The 15,506-nt window shown below is 71.6% G+C and carries 18 protein-coding genes; 9 read left to right on the forward strand and 9 right to left on the reverse strand.

Going from position 1 to position 15,506, the window contains the following annotated elements; translation table 11 throughout:
- Positions 1–6: 6 nt before the first annotated feature.
- The 4 genes from ACIQWX_RS04675 (at position 7) to ACIQWX_RS04690 (ending at position 3,241) form a co-directional block, all read left to right on the forward strand.
- Positions 7–1,035 (forward strand): septum formation family protein, encoded by a 1,029-nt coding sequence (locus ACIQWX_RS04675; protein ID WP_400865537.1) that lies wholly within the window; start codon positions 7–9, stop codon positions 1,033–1,035.
- Complete coding sequence (locus ACIQWX_RS04680; RefSeq protein WP_364464078.1) at positions 1,035–1,385, forward strand: metallopeptidase family protein; 351 nt, start codon at positions 1,035–1,037, stop codon at positions 1,383–1,385. The genes ACIQWX_RS04675 and ACIQWX_RS04680 overlap by 1 nt, the downstream gene beginning before the upstream one ends.
- An 89-nt stretch (positions 1,386–1,474) precedes the next feature.
- Positions 1,475–2,716, forward strand: coding sequence for an MFS transporter (locus tag ACIQWX_RS04685; protein ID WP_400865540.1), 1,242 nt, complete (start codon positions 1,475–1,477; stop codon positions 2,714–2,716).
- A 39-nt stretch (positions 2,717–2,755) separates the two neighbouring features.
- The gene (locus ACIQWX_RS04690; RefSeq protein WP_400865542.1) at positions 2,756–3,241 is read left to right on the forward strand and encodes a hypothetical protein; all 486 of its coding nucleotides are present in this window, start codon (positions 2,756–2,758) and stop codon (positions 3,239–3,241) included.
- Here the strand turns inward: ACIQWX_RS04690 and ACIQWX_RS04695 are convergent.
- The 3 genes from ACIQWX_RS04695 to pheA all read right to left on the reverse strand — a co-directional run bounded on the left by ACIQWX_RS04695 (position 3,238) and on the right by pheA (position 5,524).
- Positions 3,238–3,879 carry a DUF4232 domain-containing protein gene (locus ACIQWX_RS04695; RefSeq protein ID WP_400865545.1) on the reverse strand — a complete coding sequence of 214 codons (642 nt, stop codon included), beginning with the start codon at positions 3,877–3,879 and terminating at the stop codon, positions 3,238–3,240. The genes ACIQWX_RS04690 and ACIQWX_RS04695 overlap by 4 nt on opposite strands.
- A 122-nt stretch (positions 3,880–4,001) precedes the next feature.
- A complete protein-coding gene (locus tag ACIQWX_RS04700) occupies positions 4,002–4,619 on the reverse strand; it encodes a histidine phosphatase family protein (RefSeq protein WP_400865547.1) in 618 nt (205 codons plus the stop codon).
- Entirely contained in the window at positions 4,616–5,524 is a 909-nt protein-coding gene (pheA, locus tag ACIQWX_RS04705; protein ID WP_400865550.1) for a prephenate dehydratase, read from the reverse strand. Before pheA ends, ACIQWX_RS04700 begins: the two co-directional genes overlap by 4 nt.
- Before the next feature lie 90 nt (positions 5,525–5,614).
- Here pheA and ACIQWX_RS04710 point away from each other — a divergent pair, with 90 nt between their 5' ends.
- The 3 genes from ACIQWX_RS04710 (at position 5,615) to ACIQWX_RS04720 (ending at position 7,588) form a co-directional block, all read left to right on the forward strand.
- On the forward strand, positions 5,615–6,229 hold the full coding sequence (locus ACIQWX_RS04710) for a macro domain-containing protein (protein ID WP_400865553.1): 615 nt from the start codon (positions 5,615–5,617) through the stop codon (positions 6,227–6,229).
- Positions 6,230–6,342: 113 nt separating this feature from the next.
- Positions 6,343–7,275: a type I pantothenate kinase gene (gene coaA / locus ACIQWX_RS04715; RefSeq protein WP_400865556.1), complete on the forward strand. Its 933-nt coding sequence runs from the start codon at positions 6,343–6,345 to the stop codon at positions 7,273–7,275.
- Between the two features lie 166 nt (positions 7,276–7,441).
- Positions 7,442–7,588: a hypothetical protein gene (locus ACIQWX_RS04720; RefSeq protein ID WP_400865559.1), complete on the forward strand. Its 147-nt coding sequence runs from the start codon at positions 7,442–7,444 to the stop codon at positions 7,586–7,588.
- A 4-nt stretch (positions 7,589–7,592) separates the two neighbouring features.
- Here the strand turns inward: ACIQWX_RS04720 and ACIQWX_RS04725 are convergent, their stop codons facing one another.
- The 3 genes from ACIQWX_RS04725 to ACIQWX_RS04735 form a co-directional block, all read right to left on the reverse strand.
- A complete protein-coding gene (locus tag ACIQWX_RS04725) occupies positions 7,593–9,104 on the reverse strand; it encodes a hypothetical protein (protein ID WP_400865562.1) in 1,512 nt (503 codons plus the stop codon).
- Between the two features lie 189 nt (positions 9,105–9,293).
- Positions 9,294–10,619 (reverse strand): DUF6880 family protein, encoded by a 1,326-nt coding sequence (locus ACIQWX_RS04730; protein WP_400865564.1) that lies wholly within the window; start codon positions 10,617–10,619, stop codon positions 9,294–9,296.
- Between the two features lie 88 nt (positions 10,620–10,707).
- Entirely contained in the window at positions 10,708–11,628 is a 921-nt protein-coding gene (locus tag ACIQWX_RS04735; protein WP_400865567.1) for a nitrate- and nitrite sensing domain-containing protein, read from the reverse strand.
- Positions 11,629–11,761: 133 nt separating this feature from the next.
- On the opposite strand from ACIQWX_RS04735, the gene ACIQWX_RS04740 reads away from it, so the two are divergent.
- Complete coding sequence (locus tag ACIQWX_RS04740) at positions 11,762–12,073, forward strand: nucleotide pyrophosphohydrolase (protein WP_400865570.1); 312 nt, start codon at positions 11,762–11,764, stop codon at positions 12,071–12,073.
- Here the strand turns inward: ACIQWX_RS04740 and ACIQWX_RS04745 are convergent.
- The 3 genes from ACIQWX_RS04745 to ACIQWX_RS04755 are packed head-to-tail and all read right to left on the reverse strand — an operon-like array spanning position 12,070 to position 14,463.
- Positions 12,070–12,354, reverse strand: coding sequence for a hypothetical protein (locus ACIQWX_RS04745; protein WP_400865573.1), 285 nt, complete (start codon positions 12,352–12,354; stop codon positions 12,070–12,072). The two genes, ACIQWX_RS04740 and ACIQWX_RS04745, sit on opposite strands and share 4 nt — an antisense overlap.
- 23 nt (positions 12,355–12,377) lie before the next feature.
- Positions 12,378–12,926 (reverse strand): AAA family ATPase, encoded by a 549-nt coding sequence (locus ACIQWX_RS04750; protein WP_400865576.1) that lies wholly within the window; start codon positions 12,924–12,926, stop codon positions 12,378–12,380.
- A gap of 25 nt (positions 12,927–12,951) precedes the next feature.
- Positions 12,952–14,463, reverse strand: a complete 1,512-nt coding sequence (locus tag ACIQWX_RS04755) for an exonuclease domain-containing protein (RefSeq protein WP_400865579.1) — start codon at positions 14,461–14,463, stop codon at positions 12,952–12,954.
- A gap of 410 nt (positions 14,464–14,873) precedes the next feature.
- Here ACIQWX_RS04755 and ACIQWX_RS04760 point away from each other — a divergent pair, with 410 nt between their 5' ends.
- Entirely contained in the window at positions 14,874–15,461 is a 588-nt protein-coding gene (locus ACIQWX_RS04760; RefSeq protein ID WP_400865581.1) for an excalibur calcium-binding domain-containing protein, read from the forward strand.
- The last annotated feature ends 45 nt before the right edge of the window (positions 15,462–15,506 follow it).

A 15,506-nucleotide genomic window follows, 5' to 3' on the forward strand; every position in this document is an offset into this window, starting at 1 on the left:
ACTGCGATGTCTCCCAGCGCCGATCGGTTCCCCACCGCCACGCAGACGCTGCGCACCCGCGTCGTGATGGGCGGGATCTTCGCGGGCGCGCTCATCGCGCTCGCCCTCAGCGTCCTGTTCACCGGTACCGACGGCTTCGCCGGCGGCGCCGGAGGTGGCGCGGGCAAGCTCTCGCCGGAGGCCGAAGAGGCCTTCCACTCGCCGCCCGGCAGCTGCCTGACCTGGGACAACCCGGACGCGAGCGACGCGCGCAAGGTCGTCTGCACCCAGCCGCACCTGTTCGAGGTGACGGCGCTCGTCGACATCGGCGCCCAGTTCCCGGAGGGTGCGCCGGTGCCGTCGCTGGACCAGTGGCAGCAGATCGCGCAGCAGAAGTGCACCTCGGACGTGAAGCCGTACCTCGGCCACAACCTCGATCCTTACGGAAAGCTGACGACGAACCTGCTGCGCCCGACGCCGTCGCAGTGGGACGACGGCGACCGCCAGCTGCGGTGCGGCCTGCAGTGGGCGGGCCCGGGCGGCAAGCTGCTGCCGACCACCGGGCCGGCGAAGGAGCAGGACCAGTCGCTCGTGTTCGAGCCGGGCACCTGCCTCGCGCTGCAGGGCAAGGGCGTCGGCGACCCGATCGACTGCGCGAAGCCGCACTCCTACGAGATCATCGCGACCCTCGACCTCAAGTCGAAGTTCAAGGACGCGTACCCGAAGCAGGACGACCAGAAGGCCTGGCTCGACACCGAGTGCACCAAGCAGGCCGCGGACTACACCGGCGGCGCCGACCTCGACGCGAAGAAGCTGATCCTGACCTGGGACCTGCGGGAGCAGGAGAGCTGGGACGCCGGCTCGACCAAGGTCAACTGCAAGGTCGCGGCGCTGCTGCCGGACAAGAGCGGCCTGCAGGCGGTCACCGGCAGCGTCAAGGCCGCCCCGGCGGGCCCGGACGGCGGCCAGCCCCAGGACGGCGGCCCGCCGTCGGACGGTGGCGGCGGCCCGGCGACGTCGAGCTCCGCCCCGCCGTCGACCAAGACCAGCGGCTGATGCCCGTCGAGATGAGCCGGGAGCGGTTCGAGGAACTGGTCTCGGAGGCCCTGGACGAGGTGCCCGCCGAGTTCGCGCGGGCGATGGACAACGTCGTCGTGCTCGTCGAGGAGTTCAACGAGGAGGCGCCGGACATCCTCGGGCTCTACCACGGGATCGCGCTGACCGAGCGGACGTCGTCGTACGGCGGGGTGCTGCCCGACCGGATCTCGATCTACCGGCAGCCGATCCTCTCGATGTGCGAAGACGAGGACGAGGTCGTCGAAGAAGTCCTGATCACCGTCGTGCACGAGCTGGGCCACCACTTCGGCATCGACGACGCCCGGCTGCACGAGCTCGGCTGGGGCTGAAGCCACAACGTGACCGCAGGCGGCTGACCGCGCGCTTATCCTGTTACCCGAAGTCATGGGGCGACTGCGATACGTGCTGGGGGCCCGGAATGGACCAGACCCGAAGACTCCGGTGGCTGCTGACGTCGAGTGCCGTGTCGAACCTCGGCGACGGCATCGGCAAGGTGGCCCTGCCCCTGCTCGCCACGACCCTGACCCACGACCCCGTGCTCATCGCCGGGCTGTCCGCGACGCAGTTCCTGCCCTGGCTGCTCTTCGCCGCTGTCGCCGGCGCGCTGGTCGACCGGATCGACCGGCGGCGCGCGATGGTCGTCGCGAACACCGCCCGCGCGGCCGCGGTCGGCACCCTCGCCGTGCTCGTCGCCGCGGGCGGGATGACGATCTGGCTGGTCTACCTGACCGCGCTGGTCATCGGCACCGCCGAGACGGTCGCCGACAGCGCGGCCAACGCCCTGGTCCCCGCCGTCGTCGGCGACGGCTCGCTCGACGGCGCCAACAGCAAGCTGCAGGCGTGCGAGATCGTCGGCCAGACGTTCCTCGGCGGCCCGATCGGCAGCCTGACCTTCGCGCTCTTCGCCGCGTTCCCCTTCATCCTCAACTCCGCGGGCTTCGCGATCGCGGCCGCGGTCCTGCTCGGGCTGGCCGGCACCTACCGCGGCCGCGGCGAGGAACCGACGGCGCGGTTGCGCACCGACCTGGCCGACGGCCTGCGCTGGCTGCGCGGCAACGCCCTGCTGCTGCGGCTGGTCGTCATCGCCGGGCTGCTCAGCCTGGTCAGCGAGCTCGCGCAGGCGCAGCTGGTGCTCTACGCGCTCGACGACCTCCACCTGTCCGACGCGACCTTCGGTTTCTTCGCGTTCGTCGGCGGCATCGGCGGCCTGCTCGGCGCGGGTGCCGCCCCGCGGCTGGTGCGCGCGGCCGGGCGGCGCGCGGTCGTGGCCGGCGGGATCGTCTGCTGCGGTGCCGGTTTCGGCGGGATGGGCCTGGTGCGCTCGCCGGTCGCCGGCGCAGCGCTGTTCGGCCTGTTCGCGGCCGCCGTCGTCGCGGTGAACGTCGTGCTCGCGACCGCCCGGCACACGCTCGTGCCCGGCGAGCTGCTCGGCCGGGTGCTCGGGGTGTGGCGCACGGTCGTCTGGGGCGCGATCCCGCTCGGCGCGCTGCTCGGCGGGGTGCTGACCACGGCGCTCGGGACGGCGGCGCGGACGTTCGCCGTCTCGGGGCTGGCGATGCTGGTGATCGCCGCCTTCGCGGCCGTCGCGCTGCGCCGCTTCCCGCTGGATGACAAATCGGACTCAGCCGCGCCGCTACAGCACCAGGAACCGGGTTTGTGAGCTGAAATGTCTCATCACCCCGGCGGTGAGGAGGCGGCTATGCGCACCGTGGACCCCGGAACCGGCACCGACGCCGGCCCCGACTTCGACGAGCCCTCCGGCGAGTCCGAGTCCGAAGAGGTCAAGGCGGCGCCGCAGTCGCGCCGGATGCTGGTGCTGTGCGCGGTGGCCGGGTTCGTGCTGGGCGGCGGCGTGCTCGGGCTGCTGTGGGGCCTGTCCGGCGTGCACGCGGGCGCGCTCGACGACGCGCTGGCCGCGTGCCAGGCCCTCGACCGCGTCGGCGAGCTGCCGGACACGAGCCGGGACACGCAGCCGTCGCTGACGCCCGGCCTCACGCCCGAACGGCTGCACCGGATGACCGCGGCCCGCGAGCTTTCCGCGGCCGCGGCCCAGGTCAACGCCACCTACCAGCCGCTGGCCGACCACATCGACGGCGTCGCGAGGATGGTGCTCAGCCTGCACTTCAACGACATCTCCGGCCAGCGGCACCTCGTGCAGGCCCAGGAGATCTGCGGCCGCATTTAGGCGGGGTGGACCGTCTTCACCGAGAGCTGGTTGCCCGGGATCTTCGTGCTCGCGCACGCCGTGCCGTCGGTCGGCACGAACTTCGACGCGGTCTCCTGCGGCAGGTAGATCCGCAGGCCCTTCACCGCCGTCGGCTGGCAGGTGCCCGGGTCGAAGTTCTGCACGTTGACGAACTGGATGTCGGCGGCCGCCGTCTGGCCCGGGTCCAGCTTGACCGCGTTGCCCTTGGTGCCTTCGCGGAACGCGTCCTTGCCGACCTGGTGGCCGTCGTTGCCCGCCACGTAGGAGACCCCGGGGAAGCCCTGGATCTCGCAGGCCTTCGCGCTGGTGTTCTTGATCAGCAGCGGCCGGTACATCGAGCCGGCGCCCGCGTCGCCCTGGCCGAGCGACAGCGTGACGTCGCCGGCCTTGCAGAGGCCGTCACCTGCGGGCTGCGCGACCGGCGGCGCGGCGACCGTCGAGCTGGGCGTGCTGGGTGCCGTCGAGGTGACGGTCGTGGAGGTGGGCGAGGCCGTCGTCGACGGGGTCGAGCTGCTCGCCGCGTTGGTGGTCCCGCCACTCCCGCAGGCGGAAAGCGCGAGGACGCCCGCCGAAGCCGCGACAACCGGCAGCAACCGAGAAAGCTTCGTCCGAACCATGTCAATCGCCTCCCTGGTGTGGTGCTACTGGGTAGACGTACGGATCTCCGGCAGGTTGGTTCGTACCGTTAATTCCCCACCAAACGTGTCTCAAACGTGACGGGATCACACTTTCGTGACGATCAGAGCGGGGTGTCAACCCAAGTCAGGCAGTGCCATTGGCCGTCCGGCCGGGCTTCCAGCTCGATCAGGCCGGTGTTCGGGATGAGCGCCGCGTTGGCGACGTCCGCGTGGACGTTCGACGCCAGCCACTCGCCCGACAATCGGATCGCGCCACCGTGGCTGACCAGCGCGATCACGCTGTCCGGGTCGGCCTGCTCGTGCTTGGCGCGCAGCCTGCCGACCGCGTCGAGCATGCGGGTGCGCACGTCGGTGCCGCTCTCGCCGCCGGGCAGCGCCGGTGCCAGCTCGCCGAGCGTCCACCGCCGCACGGTCTCCATGTACGTCCGGATCGACTCGTGGTCGGTCGCGCCCTCCAGGTCGCCGGCGGTCACCTCGTGGACGCCGTCGACGACCTGGACGTCCAGGCCGAACTGCGCGGCCAGCGGCGCGGCCGTCTGCTGCGCGCGGGTCGCCTGCGACGCGTAGACCGCGGCGATCGGCTCCTCCGCCAGCCGAAACGCGAGGTCCGCGGCCTGCGTGCGGCCCAGTTCCGTCAGCGGCGGGCCCGGCAGGGCGGTGTCGAGCGCGCCGCGGACGTTCCCGTCGGTCTGCCCGTGGCGGATGAGCAGCAACCTCACGCCAGGTCCCCCTTGCGGACCGCGTCGGCCCACACGGCGGCCTCGACGAAGTCGTCGTTGCCGAAGCCGGGCTCGATCGTGGTGCGCGTCCCGTCGGCACGCGGGTGCGAGCCGAGGAACCGCAGGTTGCGGCAGTGCCGGCGCAACGCCGTCAGCGCGTCGAGGATCCGCGGCTCGGCCAGGTGGCCCTCGAAGTCGATGAAGAAGCGGTATTCGCCGAAGTTGTTCCGCGTCGGCCGCGCGTCGAGCCGGGTCAGGTTGATCCCGCGGTCGGCCAGCGCGGTGAGCAGCTCGGCGAGCGTGCCGGTGCGGTTCACGGCCGCGGCGACCACGGACGTCCGGTCGGCGCCCGTCGGCTCCGGCAGCTCGCCCGGCGGGCGGACCAGCAGGAACCGCGTGGCCGCGTCGCCGACGTCGGCGACCTCGGTGGCCAGCACGTCGAGGTCGTAGTGCTCGACGGCGACCGGCGCGCACACCGCCGCGTCGAACTGGTGCTCCAGCACCCCGACCGCGGCTGCCGAGGTCGACGACGACGCCACCGGGCGCGCGTCCGGCAGGTTCGCCTCCAGCCACTCGCGGACCTGCGCGAGCGCGTGCGGGTGACTGGCGACGGTCTTGATGTCGCCACCGCCGCGCCGGGTCAGCACGCTGAAGTGGATCGGCAGGATGGCCTCGGCGACCGCGACCAGCGGGGTCGACTCGCTGAGCGCGTCGAGGGTGGCGGGCACCACGCCCTCGACCGAGTTTTCGATGGGGACGCACGCGGCGTCCGCCTCGCCCTTGCGGACGGCCGTCATCGCCAGCCGGACGGTCTCGACCGGAATCAGTTCTCCGCCGCCGGCGAGGACCCGCGCGGCCTGTTCGGTGAAGGTCCCCTGGGGGCCGAAGTATGCGATGCGTGACACATCCCCAGGCTACGGGGGTGGCGACTTTCACTCGGACAGCCGGTACGCCAACTGGTTACGCCCGGTGGCATTTTTTGCGATGCTAAGGGCGTGACCGCCGACTCGGGCACGCACACCGGCCGTGAGGGCACGCACCCGCCGGTCTCCCCTCGCACACCGGAGCTGGTGCTGTGCGCCGTCGATGAACCACTCGCCACCGCGTGGGCCGCCGCCGCGAAGAAGCTGACGGGCCGCGTCCGGGTGCACCGCGGGTCGGTCCTCGACGTCGTCGCCCAGGCCGTGGTCAGCCCGGCCAACTCCTACGGCTGGATGCGCGGCGGCATCGACGCGGTGTACGCGCGGGCGTTCCCCGGGGTCGAGCAGAGCGTCCGAAGTGCGGTTTTGGCTTTTCACGGCGGTGAGCTGCCGATCGGCGAGGCCGTGGTCGTGCCGACCGGCGAGGCCGAGCCGGCGTGGCTGATCAGCGCGCCGACCATGCGCGAACCGGGCGAGCGGCTGCCCGCCGACACCGTGCACCCCTACCTCGCGGCGCGCGCGGTGTTCCTGCAGTGGCGCGACGGGCGGCTCGACGAGGGTCCGGTGCGCGAGATCGTCGACACGATCGCGATGCCGGGCCTCGGCACCGGCGTCGGCGGCGTCGACCCCGCCACCTGCGCGCGCCAGGTCGCGGCGGCCTGGGAAGAGGTCTTCCGTCACACGCGGTGATCACCCGAAACCCGGGGTGGACTACATCACAGCGCGTTCACCGGCCGTAAGCCCTACCGTTAATCACGCAGGTGAACGTCCGCCAGTGCAGGCGACGGCCGGAGGAGTGTGCGATGACCCGGGTCCGCGAACTCAGCCCGTATGTCGAGCTGCACCGGGAACAGTGGAAAGAACTGCGAAGTTCGACGCCGTTGCCGCTGACCGCGGCCGAGCTGGTCAAGCTGCGCGGTCTCGGCGAGCAGGTCGACCTGGCCGAGGTCGCCGACGTCTACCTCCCGCTGTCCCGCCTGATCAACCTGCAGGTCGCCGCGCGCCAGCGGCTGTACGAAGCGACCACGACGTTCCTCGGTGACGACTCCCGCGGCACGAAGGTCCCGTACGTGATCGGCATCGCCGGGAGCGTGGCGGTCGGCAAGTCGACGACCGCCCGCATCCTGCGCACGCTGCTCGCCCGCTGGCCGGACCACCCCCGCGTCGACCTGGTCACCACGGACGGGTTCCTGTACCCGCGTGCCGAGCTGATGCGCCGCGGGATCATGCACCGCAAGGGCTTCCCGGAGAGCTACGACCGCCGCGCGCTGCTGCGGTTCGTCACCGAGGTGAAGTCGGGCGCCGAGCGCGTCGCCGCGCCGGTGTACTCGCACCTGGCCTACGACATCCTGCCCGGCCAGGAGCAGGTCGTGCAGCAGCCGGACATCCTCATCGTCGAAGGCCTGAACGTGCTGCAGCCGGGCCCGCGGCTGATGGTGTCGGACCTGTTCGACTTCTCGATCTACGTCGACGCGCACACCGACGACATCCAGCGCTGGTACATCGAGCGGTTCCTCGAGCTGCGGCACACGGCGTTCGCCGACCCGGCGTCGCACTTCCACCACTTCGCCGGCCTGCCCGACGACGAGGCCCGCGCCGAGGCGCGGCACCTGTGGCGCTCGATCAACGAGCCGAACCTGATGGAGAACATCAAGCCGACCCGGCCGCGGGCGACCCTGGTGCTGCGCAAGGACTGCGATCACGCGATCAACCGGGTTCGCCTGCGCAAGCTCTGATTCTTCACCCACACGCGCACCATCCGCACGCTGCGCCCCGGAACACCGGCCGATCGGCCGAGGGGAGGCAGCGAGGCCTAACCGGTTGGCCGATACCGGACGCCCGTTCGGAAAGCGACCCTGAAGGAGTCAGGAAAACGGCTCTGAGCTGGGGAGGAGGCCCGCGATGTTCACGATGGTCCTCACGTGGGTCGGCGCGTTGCTCGGTCTGGTCTTGCTGATCGCGATGGCCGCCGGAACGTTCGTCGTCGACTTCGACGACCGGCTGCAGGAGCGCCGCCGCAAGGCGAAGTCCGCGAACCCCCTCCCCTAACGCGTCAGAGCTCGGCCAGCGCCTCCACGTAGGCGTCGGCGTCGTACTCCAGCGATTCCTCGGACTCCAGCAAGCTGCCTTCCAGAGCGTCGATCAGCTGCTCGAAGATCTCGTCGCGGTCGAGCTCGCCCTCCTGCAGGCGCTGCGCGGCCTGCCAGGCTTCGGCGGGCTCGTCGTCCCACAGCTGGTCGACGACCGTCGCCCGCAGCACCAGCCGCTGCTCTTCCTCGTCCTCGTCGGCCTCGGCGATGACGAGCGCCCGGCGCTGGTCGGGGTCGGTGGGGTCGAGGTCGACCTCTTCGTCCTCGATCTCCGTGGTCAGCGACGGCACGGCGAACATCCGGCGTTCCAGCGCGTCCGCCAGCTCGGTCGGCGACAGGTCGCCGACGTCGCCGAAGTAGCGCTCGAGCGGCGAGTCGTCCTCGTCGGCGTACTCGCTCAGGTAGTCGGCGACGGCCTCGTCGAGCGCGGCGACCGCCGTCTCGGTCAGCCCGGCGCGGTCCGCCGTCCACTGCACCCAGGCCAGCACGACCGGCTCGACGGCGTCCGCGTGGTCGGCGTCGAGCTCGAACTCCTCGCCCAGCAGGCCTTCGAGGAAGCGGGCGATCTTCTCCGGCCCGACGCGCAGCGGGTTCGCGGGGTCGGTCTCCAGGCCGTGCTCCAGCAGCAGGCGCCCGATCGCGCGGGCGGCGCCGGCGTCCTCACCGCTCGCCGCGACGAACTGCTCGACGACAGCGGCGCGTTCGGTGTCCGACCACTCGGCGACCTCAGGCACGAGCGCGGGCTCCGGCAGCGCGCGCGACCACGTCAGCGCGACGGCGTGGAAGCGCGCGTAGTCCTCGCTGACGTCGGCGTCGTCGAGGTGGTCGGTCGCGGCGAGACCGTCCGACAGCAGGCGGTGCGCCTCCGCGGGGTCGACCGCCTCGAAGGCGACCAGCTCCGGGTCGGCGTCGGCCTGCGCCCGCATCTCGGCGAGCACCTCCCCGGGCTGCTCGATCACGACGAGGTCCCGCACGCGGCCGCCCTCGGTGAAGTCGAGCAGCGCGAGCAGGCCGTGCGCCTGGTCGCCGTGGGTGAAGACGCAGAGCAGCGACGACTCGTCGCCGTAGACGTCCCCGGTCCGCCAGCACTCGCCGGCGGTGACCTGGCCCAGCGCCCCGGCCCAGCTCGGCGCGGGGATGCCGCGGCCGAGGACGACCTGCAGGCCGTCTTCGGCGGCCTTGCGCTCGACGTCGGTCTCGGCGACGACCTTCAGCGCGGCCAGCAGCGCGGCGGCACCCGGCGTGATCTTGCGCTGCGCGAAGGCGATCAGCTCGAGGCCCAGCGGCTCTTCGCCCTCTTCGAGGGGCACGTCGTGGAACTGGCCGAGGACCTCGGAGGCGAGCAGCTCGACGTCGACCGGCGCGGGGTCGGCGCCCAGCGCCGAAAAGTCGTTCAGGACGTCCTTGAACAGGCCGGTCACGCTGTGGGTGACGGGCTGCGGTGCCTTCTTGCGGGCGCGACTCACCGGGCTCATGGACTCATGCTTTCATCGCGTCACAGAGCTGGTCGCGGTGGCCCTGGCGCGGGTCCCGCCGCGTGCTCGACGGGGAGGCGCCGAGCCGGACGGCGGAACAGGGCCACCGCGACATCGCTGGCCAGAGGCGTCACCGCCCGTGGCGGGCCTTCGATGTCCCGGTGCACGTGAATCACCGGTTCACCTCGCTCAACGAGGTGCGCGCGAGGGGGTTACGGGTTTCGGGATGGCGATTCGCGCGGTCCGGATTTCCGTGATCAGCCGGGTTTTCCGGCGGTGGGTTTCCACCAGCGTCGCGAGGTAAGCGGTGAATTCGTCCTGGGTTTCGGCGCGCTTGTGCAAGCCGCGCAACAACTTCAGCCGGCGCGCGGCTTCCTGGTAGGCCTGCGGGTCCTTGCGCTCGATCAGCTCGTCGACGTGCTCGCGGAAGACGGGGATCGTCTCGGCCGGGTGCTCCGCGGCGCGCTGCTCGGCGAGTTCGAGCTTCAACTCCGGCGTCGCCCCGAACCGCACGCAGGCGCGCCAGGCTTCGTCGGGACGGCCGTCGTCGAGCAGGACGCGGACGAGCTCGTCGGCCCCGCCCTCCGCGGCGCGTTCACGCAGGCACGCCAAGGCGGCCCGGCGCTGCGCGGGCCACTTCCCGTCGGCCGTCGCGGCTTCGCGCAGCGCGGCGTAGGTCTCGCGGCCCGGCTCGGCGTCGAACTCCTGGCGGCGCCTCGACGTTTCGTCTTCGGGTTCCGGCTCGGGTTCGCGCGGTTTCTTGTCCTGGGTGAGCGCGCGGGCGGCGTGCGCGATGGCCTCGCTGTGCCGCCCGGCGGCCCGCAGCACCCGGACGATCTTGAGGCTGACGTCCCGGCGCGGCGGCTTGGCGGACAGGATCGCGACCAGCTCGTCGACGTCGCCGAGCACCTCGGCCAGCTGTTCGCGCAGCCCTTCGGCCACGTCACGGCGGTGGCCGGGCCCGCTCGCCGCGAGCACGTCGTCCACAGTGGACTTGATCCGGCGCAGGCCGGGCTCGCCCAGCGCCGTCGCGAAGTCGGCGAGGTCGATCGCCGGGCGCCCGGGGCCGTCGAACTCGACCTCGAGGATCCAGTCGGCCAGCTTCTCCGGGTCCGGCGGCCGGGCGGCGCACGCGCGGGCGTACAGCTCGACGGCGCGGTCCAGCCGGTCGCCGAGGTCGCCGGCGTGGTCGCCGGACCGCTCCAGCACCTCGCTGATGTCGTCGACCGTGCGACGCGCGAGCGGAGCGAGGTCGGCCGGGCTGCCGGCGTCGAGCATCCGCTGCAGCGTGTCGAGGACGGCGCCGACCTTCGCGGTGTACTCGCCGTTCCCGTCGGTCACCGCGGTGTCGAGCAGCCGGTGCGCTTCGCTGACGTCACCGGATTGGGTGGCGGCACGCAGTTCGAGCGAATGCCGCAACTCAGGGTCACGCTCGGCCTGGGCGTGCAGGAGGTCCGCCAGCGTCTCCGCGTCCAAAGTGCGCAGGTAGGGGCGAAGATCCGAGTGGGGACTCACGCGGACCAGTCTGCCCGACCGCGCCAGTCCGGCGTGTGGTCCAACCGCGTGCTCTTTTCGGCGTAGCCGGTGACTGGTGGTGACGTCCTCATCGGCGGCGCAGGTCGTCGAGCACGGCTTTCATCGGCCACGGCTCGGGGACGCGCGGCCGTCGTGACCGTGCGTGGCGGGGACGCGGGATCGCGGCCTGGATCGTCGGGACCATGATCGGCACGACCGGCACGGGCACGCGCGCGACGAGCCGGCGCACGACGACGAGCAGGAGCCCGGCGCACAGCAGCAGGGCGGCACTCGCGGCGATCGCACCGGCGAGCGTCCGGCGGCCGTCGTCGAGGGTGAGCTGCACGGCGTACTGGCTCTGCTGCGAGTACAGGTTGCCGAGCTGCTGCGAGACGCGGTAGGCGGCGCTGCGCCACGTGGACTCGGGAACGGGCAACGGTTCGGCGGCGGCCAGCGCGTCCTCGACGGCAGCCAGCCTGCTCCAATCGGCGCTGCGGGTGAGCGACTCGTACGCGGTACGGCCACTTTCGGTGAGCTGCGGCGCAATCCGCTCCAGATCGGCCCGGTAGGCGGCGACGGCCTGGGTGAACGGCCGCCGCGTCACGCCGTCGATCCCCGCCAGGGCGAGGGAATCGGAGCGGTCCATGCCTTCGGCGACGGAAAGCAGCTCGACGGCGGTGGTCTGCTGGTACGCGGATTCCGCGTCGGGCGCGTGCCGGGCGTACTCGCGCAGGCCGGCGATGGCGGTGTCGATCCGCTGGGTGAAATTCGCGTACGCGGCGGTCCGTTGGTCGGGCACGGACATCGCGGCACTGCGCTGGTTCTGCAGCGAACCGACGGCACTGGCGGTGCGCCCCGCGACTTCGGCCGTTTCCATGGCGCCGTCGCGCGTCCGGTTCGCTTGGTGGACCAGGAAGAACGCGATCACGACGGCCACGACGACGAGCGCGCCGCCGGGCACGAACGCGATGCACAGCATGCGGCCGCGGACGGATCGCAGGTACTTCAAGACGTTCCTTTCCCAGCCTCAAGCCCCGCAAGCATCCCGACGGAGTTCAACCTATTGAGTGAGAGATTCACCGGTCAACGCAGGTCCGCCATACGGCCGTTAGCGCACCGTGACGGCCGAGGACAATCGCCGAGTGACCTTCGACGACGTGACCCAGCGCCTCAGAGATTTCGCGGCGGCCCGAGCCTGGGAGCCGTACCACACCCCGAAGAACCTCGTGATGGCGTTGTCCGGCGAGGCAGGCGAGCTGACCTCGCTGTTCCAGTGGCTGACCCCGGAGGAGTCCGACGCGTGGCGCTCCGACCCGGAGCTGGAGGCGAACGTCCTGGACGAGATCGCGGACGTCACGTTGTACTTGCTGCAGCTGGCGGACCGGTTGGGCGTCGATCTGGCCGCCGCGGCGCACGCGAAGATCGACCGCAACGAGAAACGGTTCCCGGCTTAGATCTCGCTCAACAGCGGCGGCGGTGTGCTGGCGACGGGAACGTCCGGATCGGCCAGCCACCCGCCCCGGCCGTCGGACCGCAGCATCGACCAGATCCCGAACTCGTCGAACCGCAGCTGCGCGATCCCGGTTTCGGAGCCGTCGTCGATCCGGCATTCGACGATGGTGACGACACCGTCCAGCACGCGGCACTCGACGCGGAGGCGGTCACGGAGGTGTTCGGGAACCCGCTGGGCGCACCACCGTTCGATCTGTCGCAACGCGAGTTCGGGGATCGCCATGCGCCAAGTGAACCGCACGGCGATCAAGCGGCCTCGCCGAGGACCGCGACGACGTCGGCGTAGGTCTGCTCGGGCGCCCGCCCATCGGTGGGCACGACCCGGCAGCGAGGCCGCTGCGGCAGGTAGGCGGCGAGCTGGTCGTGGATCCGTTCGACGACGGCGACCCCGCCGAGCTGGTTGATGACGTCGTCGACGCCTTCGGAGCCGCCCTGCGCGGCCCGCCCGGCGAACCGCGCCCCGGCGACGGCTTTGCCGGCGGTGAGCAGGATTTCCCGGTACTCGGCACCGCACCGGTCGGCGGCGTCCTCGAATGCCTGGATGTCGGCGACGCGGGTGGCGAGCTGCGGCATGACGACGTCGTGCCCGGTCCGCAGGTGCGTCTCGGCCATGGCGAGGGTGAGCAGCTGCGCGGCCTTGAAGGTCTCGAAGAAGGTGTCCCGCCAGCCCCCGATGAGGCAGACGACCCGATCGGTGTCCAGATTCAGCACCCCGGCCCGCCGCTCGGCGTAGGCCTGCGCGATCGTCGACTTCCCGATTCCGGAGGGCCCGTTCAAGTGGATCAGTCTCGGCACCGGATCGACGGTACCGAAACCCCGCTCACCGCGGCGCGGGCTCGGCGATCCACCACCCGCCGAGCAGCGCGCCGACCCCGAGGACCGCGACGAAGATCCCGGCCGCCAGCGGTGTGCCGCCGAACATCGCCAAGACGACGCTGAACATCAGCAGCAACCCGACCCCCATCAGCACCCGGCCGCCGACCACCTTCGTCAGGCGACCCGCGGGCTGAGGAACGGGTGGCGGTGCGACCGGCCCAGCCAGCTGCCGCCGCGGCGGCGCGGGCCGAGGCACAGCCGCGACAGCCGGGGGCACGACCGGCGGCGGAACGGACGGCGGCTCACGTCGCGACGCTTCGAAGCCGAGCACGACCGGTGCCGCACCTACGTCGACCACCGTGGCGCCCAGCTCCGCGGCTCGCGTCAGCCTCGGCTCGTGGGCCGCGACGGTGTCGTCGCGGACGAGGTGGGTCACGGTGGCGGTCAGCTTCTTGGCGAGCTGGACGCCTTCGGCGAGCACGCGGGCGCGGAAGCGGTCCGCCGCCGCGGTGGTCCCGAGCACCAGCACCCGGGTGGGTTTGCCGCCGGAGCCGGACGGCAGATCCCCAACGAGTTCGGCCAGCCCGAGCGCAGTCGCCACCTGACGCAGTTCACGAGCTTCCGACGTGGTCACGACCCCGTCTGCCTCCGCGACGTCACGCAGCGCCGCCACGAACTGTTCGTGCACTGTGCGGACATGCGCTTCGGGGAGTCCCGCCTCGGTCGCCAGAGCCGCGAGCGCCCACACCTCGTCGTGCGTCAGGTGCGCATCCGAAACCACCCCCGCGAGCAGATCCAGATACGCGTACCCGAGGGCCGCGTCGCCGGCCACCGGACCGATCGTCACCCGCTCGACAACCTCGGCCATCCAGCTTTGGGCGCCCGGCGACACGTCGGCTCGCGGGCGAAGCCGACCGGGGACTCCGTACGTCGGCAGCACCGGGAAGCCCGGCCTGGCGGCGAACGTGAGCCCGTGCTTGCCGAAGAGCGCGAGCGCCAGCTGAGCTGCCGTGCGGGCACCGGTCGACGCGGGCTGCGCCGGCGTGCCGGGTACGCCGAAGGCGTGGGCCACGGTCGCCAAGCGGTAGTTCGGCAGCCCGATGACCGACTGCGCGGCGGCCAGGGTGCACACACCGGGCAATGCCGGTACGCGCACTCCGAGCCGGGCAGCTTCCGCGGCGAGGAAACCGGCGACGAACGGCAAGTTGTGCGCCACGACGACACTGGCCTGGCACAGTTCCAGCAGCGGTCCGAGCGCGGCCCCGAACGGCGGCGCCTCATCGAGCTCCGCCGGGGTGACGCCGTGCGCGATCGCCGATCCGGACGGTACGCCGCGCCCTGGGTTGACCAGCGTCGTGAACTCACCGGCAACGGACCCGTCCGGTCGGACGCGCACCGCGGCCAGTTCCACGACGTGCCCCGGACGCAAGCCGGTCGTGCGGATTTCGACCGCCGTGAAATCCACACCGTGCGCGGGAAGCCCTCCGGGGCCGGACAGCGGAAGAGATTCGATCACGCCGAGGAGATCGTCGGCGATAAGTGCGGTGTCACTGATTTTCGGGTCTATATCGAGGTTCGTGATCCGATCGTGACAGAAATATTCCGCCGGATAACGGATGCTAGTCGGTTACGCGCCCAGGCGTAACGTCGGCCGGTGTTTTCGCGAACCCAGGGTCGGCACGTCGCGTCAAGGGATCGAGGAACGTTCACATGCATCCGTCCGGCCAGGCAAGCCAAGGCGGGAAGAGGCGCTTTCCCAACTGGCTCAAGATCACGTTGGCAGTTTTCGCCGTCTTGTTCGTTCTCGGCGCGATATTCGGGGAGGCTCAAGAGAAGACCGCGGCAGCACCCGCGACGCCGACCGCGCCGGGCACCGCCACCTCCAGCACACCGACTCCCGCTGCGGTGACCTACACCATCACGCGCGTGCTGGACGCTGCGACGTTCGAAGTCGCGGGAAGCGACGGCAGCCACCAGACGGCGCACGTCCAGGGAGTGGCGACGACCGGCGCCGCCGCTGACTGCTTCGGGCCCGAATCGATCGCGTGGGCCGGCACCGAGCTCACCGGATCGTTCGTCCGGCTCAGCACCGACGGCGCGACCGTCGTGCTTTCGGACGGCCAGGACTACGCGGCGGTGGCGGTCGCGAACGGGTACCTCAAGTCGGCGAACTCGGTGCTGACGACGGCGGAAACCGCGGCCCGCCAGGCGGCGAAGGGTTTTTGGGGACCGCCGTGCAACGGGTCGGCGCGCCTCGTGGCCCCGGTGGTGCCGGTCGCCCCTCAGCCCTCGTCGGCGGCACCGGCACCGGCACCGACGACCAAGGCGGCCCCGAAGCCGCCGCCGGTCCGGACGACCGCTCAGGATCCGCCGGCTCCTGAGCCGGACAAGAGCGTCTACTACAGCAGTTGCGCACAGGCGAAGGCAGCTCACGCAACTCCTCTGTACGCCGGGCAACCGGGTTACCGGTCCGGACTGGACCGTGACCACGACGGCGTGGCCTGCGAAGACTGAGCGTCACCGACTGAACCGAAGGGCCGGCCGCGTGAAAGCGCCGGC

The sequence above is a fragment of the Amycolatopsis sp. NPDC098790 genome, from assembly GCF_044759945.1.
Lineage (GTDB): Bacteria > Actinomycetota > Actinomycetes > Mycobacteriales > Pseudonocardiaceae > Amycolatopsis.

Excerpts from the sequence above, each read along its gene's own strand:
- ACIQWX_RS04680 (WP_364464078.1), top strand. The coding sequence starts at position 1,035 with ATGCCCGTCGAGATGAGCCGGGAGCGGTTCGAGGAACTGGTCTCGGAG.
- ACIQWX_RS04745 (WP_400865573.1), bottom strand. The coding sequence starts at position 12,354 with ATGGCGATCCCCGAACTCGCGTTGCGACAGATCGAACGGTGGTGCGCC.
- ACIQWX_RS04675 (WP_400865537.1), top strand. The coding sequence starts at position 7 with ATGTCTCCCAGCGCCGATCGGTTCCCCACCGCCACGCAGACGCTGCGC.
- ACIQWX_RS04725 (WP_400865562.1), bottom strand. The coding sequence starts at position 9,104 with ATGAGCCCGGTGAGTCGCGCCCGCAAGAAGGCACCGCAGCCCGTCACC.
- ACIQWX_RS04685 (WP_400865540.1), top strand. The coding sequence starts at position 1,475 with ATGGACCAGACCCGAAGACTCCGGTGGCTGCTGACGTCGAGTGCCGTG.
- coaA (WP_400865556.1), top strand. The coding sequence starts at position 6,343 with ATGACCCGGGTCCGCGAACTCAGCCCGTATGTCGAGCTGCACCGGGAA.
- ACIQWX_RS04720 (WP_400865559.1), top strand. The coding sequence starts at position 7,442 with ATGTTCACGATGGTCCTCACGTGGGTCGGCGCGTTGCTCGGTCTGGTC.
- ACIQWX_RS04695 (WP_400865545.1), bottom strand. The coding sequence starts at position 3,879 with ATGGTTCGGACGAAGCTTTCTCGGTTGCTGCCGGTTGTCGCGGCTTCG.
- ACIQWX_RS04690 (WP_400865542.1), top strand. The coding sequence starts at position 2,756 with ATGCGCACCGTGGACCCCGGAACCGGCACCGACGCCGGCCCCGACTTC.